Consider the following 20,093-nt stretch of genomic DNA (forward strand, 5'->3'; position numbering starts at 1 on the left):
CGTGCCCGGTTTTACAGGCGCTGAAACATCACCAGCGCGTCGGTGTAGCCGTGCACGGGGTGCAGAAACGCGCCGGGCAGGCGGCCCACGGTCTCGAAGCCCATGCCGGTCCACAGCTTCACGGCCCGGTGGTTGCTCGCGATCACGAAGTTGAACTGCATCGCCCGAAAACCCTGCGCCCGCGCCGTGTCCAGCGAGTGCGCGCACATGGCGCGCGCCACCCCTTGGCCCGTGGCATCGGACGCCGTCATGTAGCCGCAGTTCGCCACATGCGACCCGCCGCCCTGGCGGTTCGGGTGCAGCACATAGGTGCCCAGCACCCGCTGCCCGTCGGCGGCCACAAAACACTGGAAACCCGGCGCCAGCCAAGCGGCCAGCGCGGCGGCCCGGGTGGTGTCGCGCGGGAAGTCGTAGGTTTCCCCCGCGCGGATGATCGGCTCCATGATCTGCCAGAGGTTGTCGTCGTCGGCAGGGGTGGCTGGGCGGATCGTCAGCATGGGGAGCGGCTCCTGGTGGGGCGTTGAAGGAGGGGGCATTTTCTCTTGCAACCCTCACGCTTGCGCCGCCTCGGTTTTGGATTGAAACGATGGTTGGTGATATGGCCGCAGTTGTCAGTTGTGTCTGACAGATGGCGGCCTGTACAGGCCAACTTTCTGCGGCCTGAAAGGCAGATTCAGGCTGGCTGCTGCCGATCAGATCTTGGCGCCGAATGTCGGCTGCGCCCAAAGACCTGACGTTGAACGTCCCGCGGTACGGCTGTGCGCTAAGGGGCGTTGAAATTCTTAGTTAGGGGTCGATCACTTCATCGTGAAGTGATCATCAGCACTGAGGACGTGATCGACCGTCGCCGGGCCGATGTACTTGAACAAAATCCAGGCATGTCCTCCCCTTCGACTGCTGCCGGTGGTCCTACTCGTTGATCTTCTGAGGAACTCTGCTCGTAAAGACGCCTGCTTGTCGCGCCCACACGCGAAACAGGGTCCCTGCCTTCGCCGTCGTCGATGGCGCCCAAGGCAAGCCGTACGCGCCGCGCAGGGCTTCGCCGACTACTTCTGGCCGTACGTCGGATTGGGCCTCGATCAGCGAAAGAGCTGATTGGCCACCGGGTACTTGCCCTAGCAATCTCTTTAGGGTCGATGTATCCAGTGCGTCGGAGATCAAAAGGTCAATGCATGGCATCGCACTTGATAAGAGACTCCCATCTGCACCGATCAGGCCGAGGACATAGAGGTCGTTGTGGGCCTTCTGGGCAGCGGAACTATTCATAGGACGAGCCGCCCCGCGCACCTTTGCACGGAGGTACTCAATGGCCATTTCCGGGCCGCCTTGCGGGAAGGTCTTGCGCAGGCGCTCTCTCGTGCTTAGCAGTGTTGCCTTGCCAGTAGCTGCACTTGCCTCAAAGAGCATCTGACCACGCCAGTGAATCAACCCCGCATAGTCCAGCCATGAACTGAACGAGACGGCATATATACGCCACGTATGCGGAGTTGCCTCCACCGCAGGGAAAAGACTGGGCATCTCGGTTGCGAGCGTGTCGAGCGACACCCCATGCTCGTTGGCACTAGCAAGGAGATGCTGTAGTCGCGCGAAAACGGTGTGCCGTCGCAGCGATTTGGCTACTCGCTCACGAATCAGGTTCTCGCTGGGCGGCCCTGAGCGCAACTGTTCCGACAACAAGAGGCCACCTGACTTTGGAACCAGTACCCCAAGCTGACGGAGGTCACGTGCCGCGTTAAACACCACGTGCTGCGACGTAGCCAACTCCCGTGCCGCCTCAGCAGTGCCGACTTCGCCGCCCTTTTGCACCACAAACTGCAGCAGCTTTGACGTGGAGGCCGCGCGCTGGCGAAGAATGTAGGTGTCCTCGACAGCCACCTTGCCCGTCAACAAGAATTCACGAAAGGTATCCCAGTAAACGTCAATGCGCTCGCCAACGCGAACTACAAGGCGCTGGTCAACAAGTGATTGAATGACGGGGGGGTTAACGCGCTCGACGATCTCCGTCACCAGCACGGGAGCTTCGCGAGCAATGGCCCTAAGCGCTTCAACTTCAGGGGCATCAAGGACTGCCAGGTCCTGCTCGAAAAGGCCCTCAATATTGAGCGACTCGGCTAGCAATGTCTCCTCTGTCGTGCCAGCCTGCAACTGCTTGAGGATGTGGCTTGCGAGCTTCTTCAGCAGCCAGGGAAGGCCTTGAGAATACTCACGAAGCCGCTGCTTTAGATCGGCCGAAAGGCTAGCGCCGGCTGCTTTCGCGAGTCGTCCCAGAAGTGTTCCGACTTCTGCAGGACCGAACGGTTCAACATTGATCACGAGGGAGGCGCCGCGGATCTCATCCCTCAGGCGGTACGGGTAGTTCTCAGTCAAGCCGACGAGATCGGTTTTCCACGAGAACCCAAGCAGGATCGGTGCTGAAAGTTCCCGAACCGCGAGTGCTAGGTCGCGAAATTCCTGAGTTAGGCGAGGTTCGCGGAATACGTTTTCGAACTGGTCAAAGAAAATCAATAGCGGTGCGGCCGACGTCCACTTTGAAGACTGCAGTGTTTTCAGTGTGCTTTGAAGAGACGCGAAGGACGCGTCAGAAGGCAGCGTCAACTTGCCCTTTGCCTCAGCCTCAGTCATTGCCTTTCTGAGAGCAGCTGACACGTACTGCGGCACTACCGCCGTACGAGTGTCCATGACGGTGGCCGCGCCACCACCAGTTTCAACTTGATCTGCAATCCGTAACGCCAACGAGCTCTTGCCCCAGCCAGATTGGGCATTTAGGACGATCACACGCCCTTTGGCACCAGCCTCTTCAGAAATCTTCTTGACCATCGCAAGGAGATTCTCTCGACCTACAAAGAATGCGGGTGCTGCAGGGAACTGGTACTCGAAATCGGCAGCACTTCCGACGACTGATACCAGGGTAGGCACATCGGCCGAGGCTGCATGCCGGTCCAGAGCTAGGCCTGCGGCCATGTCCTGCACTGGGAGGCCGCTCGCGTACTCGTCAGCCGCTACAAGCGCAACTTCCGCCGCACTCATCCTGCCGGATGTTCGTTGAACTAGTACGCGTACAGGAAGGCGGGAGCCAGGATCCAGTTCTTTGGCTAGCGCAGCTATACCGTTGGCTGTGAGCAAGAGAGCATGGTCCGACAGCACCGCCCCGCTTGACGGTTCGATCTGCCGAATCCATCCCTTCTGTTTCACGAGGTCATAGATCTGCGTGGCGGTCACTAGCTTGAATCGCTTGTCCTTTGCTTCCAGCTTCCGCACGAACTCGTTTCCTTCGGCGGTAAGGCCGGGCACAGCAACGAACCATCCATGCATTGATGGTTCATCCAAACGTTCAGCGCCGAGCTTTCCATAGAAATTGCTAACGGCAGACAGCGGGAGAAATGAGCTGTATGCCTTGCACTCCGCGATGGCTGCTTCACGGGTAAGAGTAAGGCGTGCGGCAATGTCTACTTCATAGCCGCTCTGTCGGACGTTTACGGTACTCTTTGTCGGAGGCTCACATCCGAACGCTTCAAACACGCGGGCGATGAACCGCTCGAATAAGTGCCCACGGGCGTGGGCTTGGACACCAGCGTTGTCGCCCTCAGCGATGATGACTATTTGCGGCGCCGCGATGTCGAGCAATGGTTGAGCTTCGTTCATTTTGGGTAACTTGCCTCCTGCATTCACAGTATGGCTGATAGGAGGGGGATGGGAGCAAGCTGACCTCGACTTCAACGTGGCGCGGCCGTCGCCGCAGCGTGCCGATTTGGTCCCATGGTCTTCGCTACTGTCGTTCACGGTGGATGATCGATAAGGGTCGCTCTTCGGTGACGAGCCATACAGAGCGTACGACAGGTCAGGGCCTATGCAGCAGCACCGGAAAGTAGAAGCGCCGCAGGAAGGCGGTGGTAGCTGCGGCACGGGTGTCGTCTGCCCGCAGCGTCTAGTAGCAGTCATTCGCGCGATCTCTGATCTCGGAGGTCGAACGACCGGTACATGGCGGTACTCGTGAGTTGGCTGCACGACGGCCACCGACCGCACTCGCTGCGTATCGGACATTTGCCACAAGAATTTGGGTGATCGCAATCGCCGGGCGATGGAGCATTTTGATCTCACGGTTCGCCCCAGTCGATTGCTCGGCAACGCGCGTGCAAGCTGAGCATCGGCGCTGTGCTTTTCCTAGTCGTCTTCGCGCACCCGGTACCGCCCCATCAACGTCTGTTGGACGGCCGGCGGAACGGCCTCGTAGTGCGACAACGCGACGGTGTAGCGCCCCTGGCCGCTGGTCATCGCATTGAGCCGCGACTGGTAGTCGGCCAGCTCGGCCTCTGGCACCTGACCGCCGATGGCCACGGTGCCGGCCCCCAGGCCCGATGTGCCTGTGACCAGGCCGCGCCGCAACGACAGGTCGCTCGTGACGTCGCCCACGGAATGCTCGGGCACGGCGATCTCGATCTGGACAATCGGCTCGAGCACAACCGGCCGGGCCTCGCGAATCGCCGCCATGAAGGCCTTGCGGCCGGCGGTCGCGAAGGCGATGTCCTTGCTGTCCACGCTGTGGTGCTTGCCGTCGTACACGACGACGCGCACGTCGGCCACGGGGAAGCCGGCGATCGCGCCGTACGCCAAAACCTCGCGCACGCCTTTCTCGACCGCGGGGATGAACTGGCCCGGGATCGCACCGCCCCTGACTTCGTCGGCGAACTCGAAGCCCGCGCCTCGCGCGAGCGGCTCGATGCGCAGGAAGACTTCGGCGAACTGGCCGGCACCGCCGCTCTGCTTCTTGTGGCGGTAGTGGCCCTCGGCCGGCGCGGTCACGGTCTCGCGGTAGGCGATGCGCGGTGGCCGAGTCTGGACATCGAAGCGGTAAACCTCGCGCAGGCGTTCGAGCACGATGCGCAGGTGCAGCTCGCCGAGCCCGTAGAGGACCGTCTCGTTGGTCGCGGCCACATGCTCGATGCGCAGGCACGGGTCCTCGGCCGCGAGCTTGCCGAGGATTTCCCAGGCGCGCTGCTCGTCGCCATGCCGCTTGGGCTCCACGGCCAGGCCGTACACCGGCACCGGGAACGGCAGCGGAGCGAGGTGCACATGGCTGTCTTCGGCCGCATCGTGCAACACGGCATCGAAATGGATCTCGTCGACCTTGGCCACCGCCACGATGTCTCCGGGCAGCGCGTGCGACACCTCGACGTGGTCCTTGCCCTGGAGCATGAACAGGTGCCCGACCTTGAACGGCTTGCGGCCGTCGCCGATGTAGAGCTGGCTGTCGCGCGTGACCGTGCCCTGGTGCACACGAAAGATGCCCATCTTGCCGACATAGGGGTCGATCGTGACCTTGAACACATGCGCCAGCACGTGCAGCGTCGAGTCAGGCTTGGCCTCCATGGGCATGGCCTCAGCGCCTTCGCCAACGATGAAGCTCGGCGGGTTGGCTTCGGTCGGATCGGGCAGGAGTTTGACGATCACGTCAAGCAACTCGGCCACGCCGGCGCCGCTGCGCGACGAGGCGAAACACACCGGGATCAGGTGGCCTTCGCGCAGCGCCTGCTCCAGCGGCGCGTGCAGCTCCGACGGGTCGACGTCGCCTTTCTCGAGGTAGCGGTCGACGAAGGCCGCGTCGACCTCGACCACCTGCTCCACCAGCGCGCGGTGCGCCGCTTCGACGGGGCCGAAGTCGGAGCGTCCGAAGCGGTTGAAGAAGCAGTCGATCACCTGCCGGTTGACCCCGTCGGGCACGTTCAGCGGCAGGCATTCGCGGCCGAAGGTGGCCTGGATGTCGGCCAGCAGCCCCGACAGCGAGACACCCTGCGCGTCGATCTTGTTGACGATGATCATGCGGGCGAGGCGGCGCGAGGCTGCGTATTCCATCATGCGCACCGCCATCGGCTCGATGCCGGTGGCGGCATTGATGACCACCGCCACCGTCTCGACCGCCTCCAGCGCCGGCAGGCTCTGGCCGAGGAAGTCGGGTCCGCCGGGCGTGTCGATGAGGTAGATGCGCGTGCCGGCATGCGTGAGGTGCATCACCGAGGCGTTGAGCGAATGCAGCATGCGGCGCTCGAGCGGGTCGTGGTCGCTAACGGTGCTGCCGCGCTCGACGCTGCCCCACGCGCCGATGGCGCCCGCCTTGTACAGCAAGGCCTCGGCCAGCGAGGTCTTGCCGGCGACTGCGGCGCCTACGAGCGCCAATGTTCGCACGGCTCTTATTTCGGCCGTGAGGCCGTTCGATCGGCTTGGCATGGTTGGACTCCTTTGCACGTCCGGAAGGCCGGCCCGGCGGCCCGCATGGGCTCGGGCGTTGCGTGTGGACGTCGGGGCAGCGTACGGGATTGACCGCGCTAACGCAAATTGATTGCGCCGCCGATTTCCAATACCTGACCGGCATGCATGCCGCGTTGACCTCCCCCTTGTTGCCAGCGTGCTGAGACATGGGCTCACACATCAAGATGTCTTAACAACAACTCTCTGAGCCCGTCATGACCACTGTCACCGTCGACTCTGCATGCCGTTGCCGGCGACAGGTCATCGCGCTCGACATGTGTCGAGCGCTTTCAACGACTGCACTGCGGCCGTCACCGTGAATTGACGGAGCGCACATCACCGGCGGTAATCGCTGCAAAGCTGCACTAGGAACTTCGAAGGTCGCTTCTAAACGGGCAGCAGCCCACATGCCTCTACCGCCACGGCACCCCGCCTGCGCCTCCAAACGCAGGAATGTTTGAAAACACGTCGGTCATGAAGTCCATGAACACGATGGCCCGTTTGGATAGCAGCCTGTTGGCAACGTAGATGATCTGAATCGGCACAAGTGGGACAGCGTATTCCGACAGCACCAACTGCAAGCTGCCGTCTTCGAGCCCTTCGGCGAACAGCCATGCCGGTCCGTGTGCAACCCCCAGCCCTGCGCTGACAGATGCGCGGACGGCTTCGGGTGAGTTGACCCTCAGCCTGCCGGAAACCGGAACATCGACGTCTCGAAAACGCCATGTCGCACCGGAGGACAGCAGGGTGTAGACCAGGCAATCGTGCCCGCGCAGGTCATTGGGGACGAGGGGGACCCCTCGCTTGGCCAGATAGGTTTTGCTGGCGACGCACACCCGCTCGAACATACCGATGCGCCGGGCGCGCAGCGCACTGTCCTCCAGGTGTCCGATGCGGATCGCCAACTCGGTCCCTTCATCCACCAGGTTCACGTAGCGGTCGTTGATCTGGAGATCCAGCGTCAATCTGGGATAACGCTCCAGAAAAGTCGGCACCTGTGGCATCACGAAGGCATGGGCCAGCGCGGTCGGACAGGCCACGCGCAAGAGTCCCGATGGATCGACGTTGTCCCTGAATGAGGATTCGGATTCGTCCACGGCATCCAGAATTCGCCGCACGTCGGCGTAGTAGCGCTCGCCCTCTGGCGTCAAGGAAAGCTTGCGGGTGGATCGGTGCAGCAGCCGCGTTTGCAGGTGATCTTCCAGCGCAGCCACGTAGCGGCTGACGTTGGGCTGCCCGAGGCCCAAGTCGCGCCCCGCGGCAGAAAAACTCCCCATCTCTACGGCTCGGGCGAAGCATGTCATCCAGAGAAATCGGTCCATGCCTTCCTTTCTATTCATGCTTCCAATGCATGAAACATATTCAAAAATGGCATCTTATATGTTTGATTGCATGGGTGCACATTACTCCCAGTCGACCGCAGTTGGTCGTCAATCAAAGGAGCTTCCTATGTCCCGCCTGCAAGGCAAACGCACTCTCATCACCGGCGGCACCAGCGGCATCGGCCTGGAAACCGCCAAGCAGTTTCTGACCGAAGGTGCCCGCGTCATCGTGACGGGTGTGAATCCCGATTCGATCGCGAAGGCCCAGGCCGAACTCGGATCGGAGGTCCCGGTTCTGCGCGCGGACTCGTCCAGCGTCGCCGCACAGAAAGAACTGGCACAGACCGTCAAGGACCATTACGGCCAGTTGGACGTCGCCTTCCTCAACGCTGGTGTGTCCGTCTGGTTGCCCATCGAGGAATGGACGGAAGACATGTTCGACCGCTCGTTCGCCATCAACGTCAAGGGACCTTACTTCCTGCTCCAGGCCCTGTTGCCGGTGTTCGCGAATCCCGCTTCCGTGGTGCTCAACACGTCCGTCAGCGCCCATACCGGCGCGGACCGCTCGTCCGTCTATGCCGCCACCAAGGCGGCATTCCTGAACATGTCGAAGACGCTGTCGACCGAATTGCTCGGGCGCGGCATCCGGGTCAACGCGGTCAGCCCCGGCCCGGTCGAGACGCCGCTGTACGACAAGGCCGGCATCCCCGAGGCCTACCGCGAGCAGGTCAACAAGGCGATTGTGTCGACCATCCCGCTCGGCCGCTTCGGCACGCCCGAGGAGGTGGCCAAGGCCGTGCTGTACCTGGCCTCCGACGAGTCCCGCTGGACTGTGGGTTCGGAACTGGTGGTGGACGGCGGCCGCTTGCTGAACGGCTGACCGTGGCGGCCCCCGCGGAGCCCAGGCAAAGGTCTACGGCTCCGTGGCCCGCAGCTCGTCGTGCAGCCAATCCACCAGCTTCACCACATCGGCTCGGCGGCTGAGGTGCGGAGCGGTCCAGATCGACAGCCGGTTGGGGCCGCGCACAAAGCCCATGGGCGCCACCAGGGTGCCACTCATCAAATCATCCCGCACCAGCATGCGGGGCACATTGGCCATGCCCAGACCGCAGCGGGCGCCCTGGATCAGCAGGTAGAAGTGGTCGAATGACTGGTCGACCCGCAAATCCTGATCCGCTTGCCCACTGCAGCGGGCCCAGTCGGCCCAGGCCGTGGGTCGGGTGCGCGAGACCATCAGCCGTGCTCGAACGAGATCTTCGAACGACTCGATGCGTTGCTGCCGCAGGTACTCGGGCGAGCAAACCGGCCCAATCCACTCATGCGCCACATCCGCGCGCACGGCGTCTTTGGGCGGATCGATCGATGACAGACGAATGGCCACGCTGACGTTGTCATGGGCGAAGTCGATCGGCCCATGGCTCATGTTGAAGCGCAGTTCCACCTCGGGGTTGTCTTCCTTGAAGCGACCCAGCCGGGGAATGAGCCAGTACATCATGATCGACTCGGAACACGCCAGGGTGAGCGGGCCCGGCTTCAGTTGCTCAACGCTGGACTGGATCAACCCGAAGGCGGTCGAGAGGCCCTCTGCCAGGCGCAGCCCTTCGCTGGTCGGCGTCGCCCCCTGCGCCGTGCGCTGCAGCAGCGCCAGACCCAGCGTGTCTTCCAGCATCCGGATGTGACGACTGACCGCGCCATGCGTCACCGACAGTTCTTCAGCCGCAGCGCTGAAGCTGCGCAGACGTGCCGTGGCCTCAAAGGCTCGCAATGCGTTGAGCGAAAGTCTGTGGGACGTGGTCATGGGGGCACTCTCCGACCTAGGGTCAACCCGGATATGTTGTGAGTTTATGTCACAGGACGGAAAAATTATATCGTTTTACATAGAGTGAAACGTCATTTATCTTTCGCTCCAGTTCATAAATTAACTCACAGCCAGATGGCCAAACATCCTCCCCGCGCCGAGTTCACCGCGCGCTACTTCGTCGAAAGTTCGGTCGCCTCCGAGAAGATTGCTCAGGTCATCGCCGGTGAGCAATCCAGTGGCACATTCATCTCGCTGCCCGGCGAGACGGACGAACTGAAAGAGCGCTCACGTGCCCGTGTCACCCGCATTGAGCCGCTCGCACCGGCTCTGCAGGCCACGCTGCCCAGCGCCTACGTCGATCGCCACCCGCACGGGGGTGTGTTCCACCGGGCCGAGATCGACATCGCGTTCCCGGTGGCGAACGTCGGCGCCAGCCTGTCCAGCCTGCTGGCCACGGTGGCCGGCAACCTGTACGAGTTGGGCGAGGTCACCGGTCTGCGCCTGTTGGACCTGGACCTGTCGCCGGAGCACGCCGCCCAGTTCGCCGGCCCGGCCTTCGGGGTGCCCGGCACCCGGCAGCTGGCCGGTGTCCACGACCGGCCGCTGATCGGCACCATCATCAAGCCCAGCATCGGCCTCACGCCCGGCCAGACCGCCGAACTGGTCGACAAGCTGTGTGCGGCCGACATCGACTTCATCAAGGACGATGAGCTGATCGCCGATCCGCCGTATGCGCCGTTCGACGAGCGCCTGCGGGCCGTCATGCCGGTGCTGCAGCGCCACGCCGACCGCCTGGGCCGCATGCCGATGTACGCGATCAACATCTCCGGTTCGATCGACGAGATGCTGCGCCGCCACGACGCGGTGCTCGCCGCGGGCGGCACCTGCGTGATGGTCAGCGTCAACTGGGTGGGCTTCGCCGGTGTGGAGCATCTGCGCCGCCACGCGCAGCTGCCGATCCACGGCCACCGCAACGGCTGGGGAGCGCTCACGCGGCACCCGGGGTTGGGCTTCTCGTTCCAGGCCTACCAGAAGCTGTGGCGCCTGGCCGGCGTGGACCACCTGCACGTCAACGGCATCCGCAGCAAGTTCTGGGAGCCCGACGAGTCGGTGATCGCCTCGGCCCGCGCCTGCCTGGCGCCCTGGGCGGGGGTGCAGGCACTGATGCCGGTGTCCTCATCGGGCCAGTGGGCGGGTCAGGCGCCGGACCTGTACGCGGCCCTGGGCTCGGTGGACCTCATGCACCTGGCCGGCGGCGGCATCATCGGTCACCCCGACGGCATCGCCGCGGGCATGGCCAGCATGCGCGAAGGCTGGGAGGCCGCGGTGGCCGGCATTGGCCTGGACACCTATGCCAAAACGCACCCCGCACTCCAGCGGGCCATGGTGCACTTCTCCGGGCGGTGAGCGATGACCTCGACCCACACGCCTCGCGCCTTGAAGCTCGCCTTCTACGGCGACGACTTCACCGGTTCCACCGACGCCCTGGAGGTCCTGGCCTTTGGCGGGCTGCGCTGCGCGCTCTTCCTGTCGGTGCCCACGCCGGTGCAGATGGCCGCGCTGGGTGGCTTCGACGCCATCGGCGTGGCCGGCGCCAGCCGGGCGATGTCGCCGGAGGAGATGGATGCGGAGCTGCCCGACGTGCTGAGCGGGCTCGCCGCCCTGGCGCCACAGATCGTGCACTACAAGGTGTGCTCCACCTTCGACAGCGCGCCGACGGTGGGCAACATCGGCCGGGTCATCGAACTGTCGCGGCCGGCCTTCCCGCAGCCCGTGGTGCCCATCGTCGCCAGCACGCCGGCGCTGGGCCGCTACTGCCTGTTTGGTCACCTGTTCGCGCGTTCGGGCACCGACGGCGAGGTCTACCGCATCGACCGCCACCCGATCATGAGCGTGCACCCGGTCACGCCGATGCAGGAATCCGACATAGCTCGTCACCTGCAGAAGCAGGCGCCGCTGGCCATCGGCAACGTGCCGCTGACCCGGCTCGACGCCCAGTCGCCGGCCGAACTGGCGGAACACATCCGCGACATGGCGCCGTCCCGGCAAGCCGTGGTGATCGATGGCCTGAGCCCCGAACACCTGACCACGACGGGCGACTGCCTTCAGCACATGGCCTCTGCGCAGGGCGCGCCGCTCTTTGTCGTCGGATCGTCGGGGGTCGAGTACGCGTTGACGCAGTCCTGGCAAGGTGAAGGCGCCGCGGCGACGGCCGACCCCTATGGGAGCTTCAGCGCCGTCGACCAGGTGCTGGTCGTGTCGGGCAGCGCCTCGAAGCTCAGCGCGATGCAGATCGAGGCGGCGCTGGACGCCGGCTTCCGCGAGGTGGCGATCGATGTGGAGGCGCTGACTATCGGCCCGGAAACGGCCGCAGCGGAGAAGCGTCTCGTGAGTGAGGTCGTCAGCGCGCTGGCCAGTGGCGCCAGCGTGGTGATGCACACCGCCCGGGGCCCGTCCGACCTGCGGGTGGACCGCTTGATCCAGGGCCTGCAAGTCCGGGGCTGCAGCCTGGAGCAGGCCCGCCACCAGAGCGGGCGCTTGGTCAGTGAACGGCTGGGGATCGTGGTCGACGCCATCGTGCGCCGCCACCGGCTGCGCCGCCTCGTGCTGTCGGGGGGCGACACGTCCAGCCGCATCACGCAGGCCCTCGGCCCCGACGCACTGGAGATTCGCGCCCGCCTGGCGCCCGGCGCACCGCTGTGTGCCGCGCTGTCTTCGGCGCCCCACCTGAGCGGGCTTGAGCTGGCCCTGAAGGGCGGCCAGATGGGCGCTCCCGACTACTTCGTCCGTGCGCTGCGGGGCAGCGCAGCGGCTGCCTGACGCATGGACCCCTTCACACGGAACCAACTAGGAGACGTTCTCTTGCCATCCACGAACACACCACAGCGCGTCGCGGTCGTCACCGGCGGCGCCATGGGCATCGGCGCCGAAGTCTGCCGGCGCCTGGGCGCAGCGGGCTTCACCGTCGTCGTCGCCGACCGCGACCAGACCGCCGCCGAGACCACCGCGGCCCAGCTGCGCGCCGAGGGCGCGGTCGCCGAAGCGCAGGCCATCGACGTGGGCGATGCCGCATCGGTCGACAGCGCCTTTGCCGCCATCGAACAGCGACACGGCCGCTGCGACGTCCTGGTCAATTCGGCCGGCATCGCCAAGGTCTATCCCTTCCTGGAGTTTCCGGACGACAACTTCGCGGCCACGATGGCCGTCAACGTCACCGGCACCTTCCTGTGCAGCCAGCGCGCGGCGCGCCTGATGGTGCGCAACCAGTGGGGCCGCATCGTCAACATCGCCTCGGTGGCGGGCATGCGGGCCGTCGGCTCCGGACGCACGGCCTACGGCACGTCCAAAGGCGCGGTGATCGCGCTGACCCGCCAGATGGCGGTCGAGCTGGCCGAGCAGGGCGTGACCTCCAACGCGGTGGCGCCCGGTCCGGTGGACACACCGATGACGCGTGCGCTGCACACCGAGCAATTCCGTCGGGAGTACGAGAACGCGATCCCGATGAACCGTTACGGCACGGTGGGCGAGATCGCCGCGGCCGTGATGTACCTGGTGTCCGACGACGCCGGGTTCGTGACCGGCGTCACCCTGCCGGTCGATGGCGGCTTCCTGGCCTCTGGCGCCAGGGGCATCTGAACCTCTATTTATTCACCACAAGAGGAGACTCATGAACAAGCGCAACTTCATCGCGGGCGCCGCGCTCGCACTCGCCACCCTGGCCGCCGCACCGGCCATGGCACAGGAAGTCAAGGCCAGGATGGGACACGTCTTTGCCGCCAACAGCCCCATGGACCAGGCGGCGCAGGAGTTCGCCAAGCTGGTGGGTGAGCGCACCAAGGGCAAGATCGCCATCACGATTTTCCCGGCGAGCCAGCTGGGTGGCGAAATGGCCCAAGCCCGCGAGCTCTCGCGCGGTTCGCTCGAAATGGCGCTGCTGAACCCGGGCTCGCTGGCCGGTCTGAACCCGCTGCTCGACATCCACTACCTGCCCTACATCGCCACCGACTTCAAGGCGGTCGATGCGATCTTCTACAACCCCAAGGGCGTGCTGCAGACTACGCTGCGCGAGACGCTGAACAAGCAGGGCATCGAGACCCTCGGCTTCTTCGAACTGGAATTTCGCGCGGTGACCAACTCCAGCCGCCCGGTCGAAAAGCCGGCGGACCTGAAGGGCCTGAAGCTCCGTGTCCCGGGATCGGCCGCGATCAAGACCTTCTTTGAGGACGCCGGCACGCAGGTGGTTGTGATGCCGTTCCCGGAGCTGTTCACCGCGCTGCAGCAGAAGACCGTCGACGGGCAGGACAACGGCGCCAGCATCACCTACGAATCGCGCCTGTTCGAGACGCAGAAGTACATGACGCTGACCAACCACGTCTACGCGATGGGCACGGTGGCATCGAGCTCGAAGTTCTGGTCCAAGCTGTCGGACGCCGACAAGAAGGTCCTGACCGACACGGCCGCTGAGGTGACGAAGAAGCAGATCAAGAAGAACCGCCAGATGAACGCGGAGTTCCTGCAGAAGATCGAGAGCGGTGGCATCAAGCTGATCCGCCCGTCGGCCCAGGCCATGGCCGAGTTCGAGAAGGTGGGCCAGGGTGTGTGGGAGAAGCTGTCGACCACCTACGGTGCCGATCGCATCGCCGCGCTGCGCCAAGAGGCCGCGGCCGCACGCAAGTAAGTGTTGGAGTTGAACATGTCAGCCAGCGCACGCGCCAGCAGTTGGATCTTCTCGGTGGAACGCCAGGCGTTCCGCGCCGAGAAGTGGATCTGCATCGTCTCGCTCGTCGCCATGCTGGTGGGCATTGCCTTCAGCGTGGCCGTGCGGTACTTCAACCTCCACCTGCCAGACACCGGCGAGATCGCCATCTTCGCGATGGCGCCACTCACCTTCGTGGGCGCGGCGATGTGCACCTACACGGGTACGCACATTGCCGTGGACATCATCCAGCAGGTCGAGAGCCAGTGGGTCCGCCGGATCGGCCGGGTGATCACCGCACTGGCCATGACCGTCTTCGGCGCGGTGTACTTCTGGACTGCGCTGGAGTTCTTTCAGACCGCACTCAGTTCCGGCGAGCGGGGTCTGGACCTTGGAACGCCCATCGCGATTCCGACCTTCTTCTTTCCCCTCGGCATGGCGCTGGTGGTGCTGCACTCCGTCGCCGAACTGATCCGCGCCGCGACCCATGAACCGTCGGTTGGCGAGGAACACCCATGATCATCGGACCTGCTCTCATCCTCATTCTTTTGCTGGGCGTTCCCGTCGGCGTGGCTTTCACCTTGCTGGTGATGGTCAACGCCGAACGGTGGAACATCGACTGGTCGGTGCTGCCCTCCATCACCTACGACACAGTCACCGTCTTCCCGCTGCTGGCGATCCCGCTGTTCCTGCTGGGTGGGCAGTTGATGAGCCAAGGTGGTCTGATCCGCCAGCTCACCGCCGTGTGTGACGTGCTGATCGGGCGGCTGCATGCCCACCTGGGTCATGTCATGGTGCTGGCCAGCGCCCTGATGGGTGCCATCACCGGCTCCTCGGTGGCCACCGTGGCGGCCATGGGCAGCACCGTGGGCAAGGAGATGATCGAACGCGGTTACTCGCCCGGCTACACGGCGGCGCTCAATGCGTCCGCGGGGCTGCTCGGCGTTCTCATCCCACCGTCGATCCCGCTGATTCTGTACGGGTCGATCGTCGGCGTCTCGATCACGCAGCTCTTCATGGCATCGCTCGGTCCCGGCATCGTCATGATGCTGGCCTTCATGATCGTGCACGCCTCGCTCGCACGGCGCGTGCTGCCCGGCGGCCGCGAGAAAACTGTGGCTGTTGCAGGTGATGCAAGGCCGGCCCCGGACGTTGCGGCTGCGCCGCGCGCGAGCATCTTCGTCCGGGCGCTACCTGCGTTGATGCTGCCCGTGCTGGTTCTTGGCGGCATCTACTCGGGCGTCTTCACGCCGACCGAGGCGGCAGCGATTGCGGCGCTCTATGCGCTGCTGATCACGCTGGTCAGCCGTGCTGTCGGATTGCGTGACCTGGAGAAGATTTTCCTGAGCGCCGCTCTGTCCGCCGCGGCGATTCTGGTCATCATCGGCTTCACCAGCATCTTCAACCGAGCCATGGTGCTGGAACAGGTTCCACAGTCGATCGCCACGTGGGCGGTCACCGTGACCGACAGCCCGATCGTGTTCCTGCTGGTGGTCAACCTCATCCTGCTGGTTGTCGGCATGTTCATGGAGACCAACGCGGCAACACTGCTGATGGGCCCTCTGCTGGCGCCAACCGCTGCGAAGTTTGGCATCGATCCGATTCACTTTGCGATCATCCTGGTGACCAACATCGAGCTCGGGTTGCTCACGCCGCCGCTGGCAGCGAACCTCTATGTGGCGGCGCGGACCAACCGGGTGCCGATCATCGATCTGCTTCGCAACCTCGGGTGGTTCCTGCTGGCGAGCCTGGTCGTCATGGCCTTGATCACCTACGTGCCCCACTTGGCACTCTGGTACCGCATGTTCTGATCAACACGATCCTCATACTGATCGGCAAGAACACGATGTGTCTCTGCCCCGACGCCACCTCAGCCGTGGATCAATGACCGGGCGGTCGCCGCAAGGCGCAGGCTCTTTGGCGGTCCCATCAGCCATGGTTCGAGCGCTGGCTGCACGTTGCGTGCCCAAACGCCGCTGCGGGAAAACGCCTCGAATGCCGCGGGCGTGGCGAACATCGCGAAGCCCACGAGCACCTGTTCGCCTTGGCGCACAGGCAGGCGCGGGAAGTTGTTGGGCGCGTTCTCCGAGACATACCAGCCCAATACCTCGGCCCCGCCTTGGGTCAGTGTCTGCGTCATGGGCCCTTGGCAGTACCGCAGCAGCGCCGCGGACGCCGGCTCGTGCAGCTGAAAGACGCTCACGTCGAGCAGGCCGGGCAGGGGTGTGCCCAGCGGTCCTGTCGCCCGCTCACGCCCGCGCATGGCAATGCCTGCGCCAGGCCATGCGGGTCGCAGCAAGAGCACGTCGTCGGAGTCGATCATGGTGGCGTTGGCCGCGTCGCGGTGCTGCCGCCACACCGGGCCATCGTAGAAGGCGCTGAGGCCGCGTGCGCGGCTGTCCATGGTGGGAAAGCCGCGCAGCCAGACGAAACGGTCGGGGGCGTCCAGGTCGCGGAACTGGCCCATGACGGCCATGCCCACGGCTTCCTGCGTTTCCACGAACGCCCGGTCGAACAGATCGATCAGCACATCGCGCTGACCGGGGTGCAGGGTGTACTGGCGCAGCTCGACCACGTTGCAGTCGAGGTCAATCGCTGGCGGTGCGTCGACTTGCGCCGGACGGGCTGCGCTGGGCGCCAGGGTGGGTGAGGGCTTCATGATGGGGGATCCTTGATGGTCGTCGAGGCGTGCATCCTGGCATGCATAAAGTGACACCTGACGTCATGATTGGGCCCCCTGTCCGAAGAAAAGAGGCCGTCTGGCGAGACCCGGGCGGTCTGTGTAGCATCGCCTTTTTCGCTCACCGAAAGGCTCCGCCATGTCCTACATGCTCCTGATCCACGAACCGGTCGGCCAGCGCGCCACCCGCACCGAGGCCGAGGGCCGCGCCGCCTATGCCGCCATGCAGGCTTTTGGCGAGGGGCTTGCGGCCGTCGGCAAGCTCAAGGCGGTGGAGTCGCTGGCCGGCCTGTCCAGCGCGGTGCGGGTGAGCCAGGCCGGGGGGCGCCCGCAGGTGCTGGACGGCCCTTTTGCCGAAGCCAAGGAAATGATTGGCGGCTTCTTTCTGTTGCAAAACGTGGACCGCGAAGAGGCCATCGCCATCGCCCAGCGCTGCCCCGCCGCTCAGTGGGCCACCGTCGAAGTGCGCCCGCTCGCGCCCTGTTTCGACGAGAGTCAGGCATAAGCGGGTCCTAGGGTTTCTACCTAGTCGGGCGCTGTCGAAAACGCCCGGCCTGTTCCGTCGTACCCATAGAAGCCGCTGAACCGGCTTCATGCCATCGGCATTGCGGCTTTGCGGGCCGCTGACGACGCCCACTGAACCCAAGGAACCTCGCCATGAAAACCCAACATTTCGACATCCTCATCCGGGCCCCGCGCGAACACGTGTGGGCCACCATGCTGCAGTCGCCCACCTACGAGCGCTGGACGGCGACCTTCTGCGAAGGCTCGCGCTTCGAGGGCTCGTGGGACCAAGGCCAGAAGATCCGTTTCGTCGATCCCAAGGGCATGGGCATGGTGTCCGAGATCGCCGAGCACCGCCCGGCGGAGTTCGTGTCCATCCGGCACCTGGGCATGGTCGACAAGGGCATCGAAGACACCACCAGCGAAGCCGTGCGGGCCTGGGCGCCTTGCTTCGAGAACTACAGCTTCACCGACGAGGCCGGCGGCACCCGCGTGCGCGTCGATTGCGACGTGTTCGGCACCTACGAGGACTGGATGGCGCAGACCTGGCCCAAGGCGCTGCAGTCCCTCAAGACCCTTTGTGAAACCCCAGCCTGACGGCTTTCAGGAGAACACCATGCGATTCATGATCATCGTCAAGTCCTGCCCCGAGTTCGAAGCCGAACTCACACCCGAGGCGCCCGAAGAACTCATGGCCGAGATGGCGGCCTACCACGAGGAGCTGGCGCGCGCCGGCGTGCTGCTCGACGCCAGTGGCCTGCACCCCAGCCGCGCCGGCTGGCGCGTGCACTACGGCCCCGAGGGCAGACGCGTCGTGGACGGCCCGTTCGCCGAGGCCAAGGAGCTCATCGCCGGCTACACCCTGATCCAGGTGCGCAACCGCGAAGAAGCCCTGGAATGGAGCCGCCGTTTCCCCAACCCCGCCGGCAAAGGCAAGGAGGCCGTGATCGAGCTGCGCCAGCTCATCGAGCTCGACGAGTTCCCGCCCAGCGAGGCGCTGGACAGGTTCAAGCAGATGGAAGCCCGCCAGAAGGCCTGATCACCGCCCACCGATCGAACAAACCAGCCAACCATCCAACAAGGAGAACCCACCATGTTCCGCCAGATCTTCGTCAACCTGCCCATCAAGGACATGGCCCGTTCGCAGGCCTTCTTCAAGGCCCTGGGCCTCACCTTCAACAAGCGCTTCACCAACGAGCAGGGCGCCTGCCTGGAAATCGGTGAAAACTTCTTCGCCATGCTGCTGGTCGAGCCCTTCTTCCAGGGCTTCACCAAGAAGCCCCTGAGCGACGCGCACAAGAGCACCGAGGTGCTGATCGCCCTGTCGGTGGACAGCCGCGCCGAGGCCGAGGAGGTGGTGCGCAAGGCCGTGGCCGCCGGCGCCACCACCCCCAACCCGCCGCAGGACCACGGCTTCATGTACCAGCACGGCTTCGCCGACCTCGACGGCCACCAGTGGGAGGTGTTCTGGATGGACGAAGCCGCCGCACCCGCGCAGATGTGAGGGCCAATTCCCCTCTCCCGCGCGCGGGAGAGGGGCGGGGGTGAGGGGCGCCCGGCGTCCCAACCCGTAAGCTCCAGCCCGTGCACTCCGCCGTCCACCAAACCATCGCCACCGTCTGGCGCCTCGAATCCGCCCGCATCGTCGCCGCTGTGGCGCGGCGCGTGCGCGACCTCGGCGTGGCCGAGGAACTGGCGCAGGACGCGCTGGTGGCCGCGCTGGAGCACTGGCCGAAAGACGGCGTGCCGAACAACCCCGGCGCCTGGCTCATGACCACCGCGAAGAACCGCTCGCTGGACTGGCTGCGCCACCGCCAGATGGCCGACGCGCGGCACGAAGACATCGCGCGCGACCTCGAAGCGCTGGACGCGCTCACCGTGCCCGATTTCGTGGACGCGCTCGACGCCGCGCGGCAGGACGACATCGGAGACGACCTGCTGCGCCTCATCTTCACCGCCTGCCACCCGGTGCTCTCCACCGACGCGCGCGTGGCGCTTACGCTCAAGCTGCTCGGCGGCCTGAGCACCTTCGAGATCGCGCGCGCCTACCTGGTGCCCGAGGCCACCATCGCCCAGCGCATCGTGCGCGCCAAGCGCACGCTGGCCGACGCGAGCGTGCCTTTTGAAGTGCCGCGTGGCGGGCAACTGGCCGAGCGCCTGGGCTCGGTGCTCGAAGTGGTCTACCTGGTGTTCAACGAGGGCTACACCGCCAGCACCGGCGGCGACTGGATGCGCCCGGCGCTGTGCGACGAGGCCCTGCGCCTGGGGCGCATGTTGGCCGAGCTGGCGCCCGACCAGGCCGAGGCGCACGGCCTGGTGGCGTTGATGGAGATCCAGGCCTCGCGCACCGCCGCGCGCACCGATGCCCTGGGCAACCCGGTGCTGCTGACCGAGCAGGACCGCAGCCGCTGGGACCCGCTGTTGATCCGCCGTGGCCTGGCCGCGCTGGCGCGCGCCGAGGCGCTGGGCCAGCCCGTCGGCAGCTACCGGTTGCAGGCCAGCATCGCCGCCTGCCACGCCCGCGCGCCCACCGCCGAAGCCACCGACTGGGCGCGCATCGCCGCGCTCTACGGCGTGCTGATGCGCGTGGCGCCCTCGCCCGTGGTCGAGCTCAACCGCGCGGTGGCCGTGTCCATGCACGAAGGCCCGGCCGCGGGGCTGGCCATCGTCGAGACCCTGCTGCAGGACAAGGCCTTGCAGCGTTACCACTGGCTGCACGCCGTGCAGGGCGATCTGCTGCAGAAACTGGGGCGCCAGCAGGAGGCTCGGGCCGCGTTGCACCAGGCCGCGGCGCTGGCGGGAAACGAGAAGGAGCGGGCCCTGCTGGAGCGGCGCGCGCAGGGGTAG

The 20,093-nt window shown here is 65.1% G+C and carries 18 protein-coding genes; 12 read left to right on the plus strand and 6 right to left on the minus strand.

Features of this window, described 5'->3' with window-relative positions:
- Positions 1-11: 11 nt before the first annotated feature.
- The 4 genes from KIH07_RS07830 to KIH07_RS07845 form a co-directional block, all read right to left on the minus strand.
- Positions 12-497: a GNAT family N-acetyltransferase gene (locus tag KIH07_RS07830; protein WP_226491434.1), complete on the minus strand. Its 486-nt coding sequence runs from the start codon at positions 495-497 to the stop codon at positions 12-14.
- 412 nt (positions 498-909) lie between these two features.
- The gene (locus KIH07_RS07835) at positions 910-3,642 is read right to left on the minus strand and encodes a restriction endonuclease (RefSeq protein ID WP_226491435.1); all 2,733 of its coding nucleotides are present in this window, start codon (positions 3,640-3,642) and stop codon (positions 910-912) included.
- 519 nt (positions 3,643-4,161) lie between these two features.
- Positions 4,162-6,222: an elongation factor G gene (gene fusA / locus KIH07_RS07840; protein WP_226491436.1), complete on the minus strand. Its 2,061-nt coding sequence runs from the start codon at positions 6,220-6,222 to the stop codon at positions 4,162-4,164.
- A 434-nt stretch (positions 6,223-6,656) separates the two neighbouring features.
- Positions 6,657-7,565: a LysR family transcriptional regulator gene (locus KIH07_RS07845; protein ID WP_226491437.1), complete on the minus strand. Its 909-nt coding sequence runs from the start codon at positions 7,563-7,565 to the stop codon at positions 6,657-6,659.
- Positions 7,566-7,692: 127 nt separating this feature from the next.
- Here KIH07_RS07845 and KIH07_RS07850 point away from each other — a divergent pair, with 127 nt between their 5' ends.
- Positions 7,693-8,445 (plus strand): SDR family oxidoreductase, encoded by a 753-nt coding sequence (locus KIH07_RS07850; protein WP_226491438.1) that lies wholly within the window; start codon positions 7,693-7,695, stop codon positions 8,443-8,445.
- A 33-nt stretch (positions 8,446-8,478) separates the two neighbouring features.
- Here KIH07_RS07850 and KIH07_RS07855 read toward each other — a convergent pair whose 3' ends face one another.
- A complete protein-coding gene (locus KIH07_RS07855; RefSeq protein WP_226491439.1) occupies positions 8,479-9,363 on the minus strand; it encodes a LysR substrate-binding domain-containing protein in 885 nt (294 codons plus the stop codon).
- A 135-nt stretch (positions 9,364-9,498) separates the two neighbouring features.
- Here KIH07_RS07855 and KIH07_RS07860 point away from each other — a divergent pair, with 135 nt between their 5' ends.
- The 6 genes from KIH07_RS07860 to KIH07_RS07885 are packed head-to-tail and all read left to right on the plus strand — an operon-like array spanning position 9,499 to position 15,873.
- Positions 9,499-10,773 carry a ribulose-bisphosphate carboxylase large subunit family protein gene (locus tag KIH07_RS07860; RefSeq protein WP_226491440.1) on the plus strand — a complete coding sequence of 425 codons (1,275 nt, stop codon included), beginning with the start codon at positions 9,499-9,501 and terminating at the stop codon, positions 10,771-10,773.
- A gap of 3 nt (positions 10,774-10,776) precedes the next feature.
- Entirely contained in the window at positions 10,777-12,186 is a 1,410-nt protein-coding gene (locus KIH07_RS07865; protein ID WP_226491441.1) for a four-carbon acid sugar kinase family protein, read from the plus strand.
- 42 nt (positions 12,187-12,228) lie between these two features.
- On the plus strand, positions 12,229-13,002 hold the full coding sequence (locus tag KIH07_RS07870; RefSeq protein ID WP_226491442.1) for an SDR family NAD(P)-dependent oxidoreductase: 774 nt from the start codon (positions 12,229-12,231) through the stop codon (positions 13,000-13,002).
- A gap of 31 nt (positions 13,003-13,033) precedes the next feature.
- On the plus strand, positions 13,034-14,044 hold the full coding sequence (locus KIH07_RS07875; RefSeq protein WP_226491443.1) for a TRAP transporter substrate-binding protein: 1,011 nt from the start codon (positions 13,034-13,036) through the stop codon (positions 14,042-14,044).
- 15 nt (positions 14,045-14,059) lie between these two features.
- Positions 14,060-14,581, plus strand: coding sequence for a TRAP transporter small permease (locus KIH07_RS07880; RefSeq protein ID WP_226491444.1), 522 nt, complete (start codon positions 14,060-14,062; stop codon positions 14,579-14,581).
- Positions 14,578-15,873, plus strand: a complete 1,296-nt coding sequence (locus KIH07_RS07885; RefSeq protein ID WP_226491445.1) for a TRAP transporter large permease — start codon at positions 14,578-14,580, stop codon at positions 15,871-15,873. The genes KIH07_RS07880 and KIH07_RS07885 overlap by 4 nt, the downstream gene beginning before the upstream one ends.
- A gap of 59 nt (positions 15,874-15,932) precedes the next feature.
- Here KIH07_RS07885 and KIH07_RS07890 read toward each other — a convergent pair whose 3' ends face one another.
- Positions 15,933-16,721 (minus strand): NIPSNAP family protein, encoded by a 789-nt coding sequence (locus KIH07_RS07890; RefSeq protein ID WP_226491446.1) that lies wholly within the window; start codon positions 16,719-16,721, stop codon positions 15,933-15,935.
- Positions 16,722-16,881: 160 nt separating this feature from the next.
- Here KIH07_RS07890 and KIH07_RS07895 point away from each other — a divergent pair, with 160 nt between their 5' ends.
- From KIH07_RS07895 to KIH07_RS07915, 5 genes are all read left to right on the plus strand, one after another.
- A complete protein-coding gene (locus KIH07_RS07895) occupies positions 16,882-17,247 on the plus strand; it encodes a YciI family protein (protein WP_068167416.1) in 366 nt (121 codons plus the stop codon).
- Between the two features lie 152 nt (positions 17,248-17,399).
- Positions 17,400-17,843, plus strand: coding sequence for an SRPBCC family protein (locus KIH07_RS07900; RefSeq protein ID WP_226491447.1), 444 nt, complete (start codon positions 17,400-17,402; stop codon positions 17,841-17,843).
- A gap of 19 nt (positions 17,844-17,862) precedes the next feature.
- Positions 17,863-18,285 (plus strand): YciI family protein, encoded by a 423-nt coding sequence (locus tag KIH07_RS07905; RefSeq protein WP_226491448.1) that lies wholly within the window; start codon positions 17,863-17,865, stop codon positions 18,283-18,285.
- A 54-nt stretch (positions 18,286-18,339) separates the two neighbouring features.
- Positions 18,340-18,750 (plus strand): VOC family protein, encoded by a 411-nt coding sequence (locus tag KIH07_RS07910; RefSeq protein WP_226491449.1) that lies wholly within the window; start codon positions 18,340-18,342, stop codon positions 18,748-18,750.
- Positions 18,751-18,830: 80 nt separating this feature from the next.
- Entirely contained in the window at positions 18,831-20,093 is a 1,263-nt protein-coding gene (locus KIH07_RS07915) for an RNA polymerase sigma factor (RefSeq protein WP_226491450.1), read from the plus strand.

The organism is Hydrogenophaga taeniospiralis (assembly GCF_020510445.1).
Lineage (GTDB): Bacteria > Pseudomonadota > Gammaproteobacteria > Burkholderiales > Burkholderiaceae_C > Hydrogenophaga.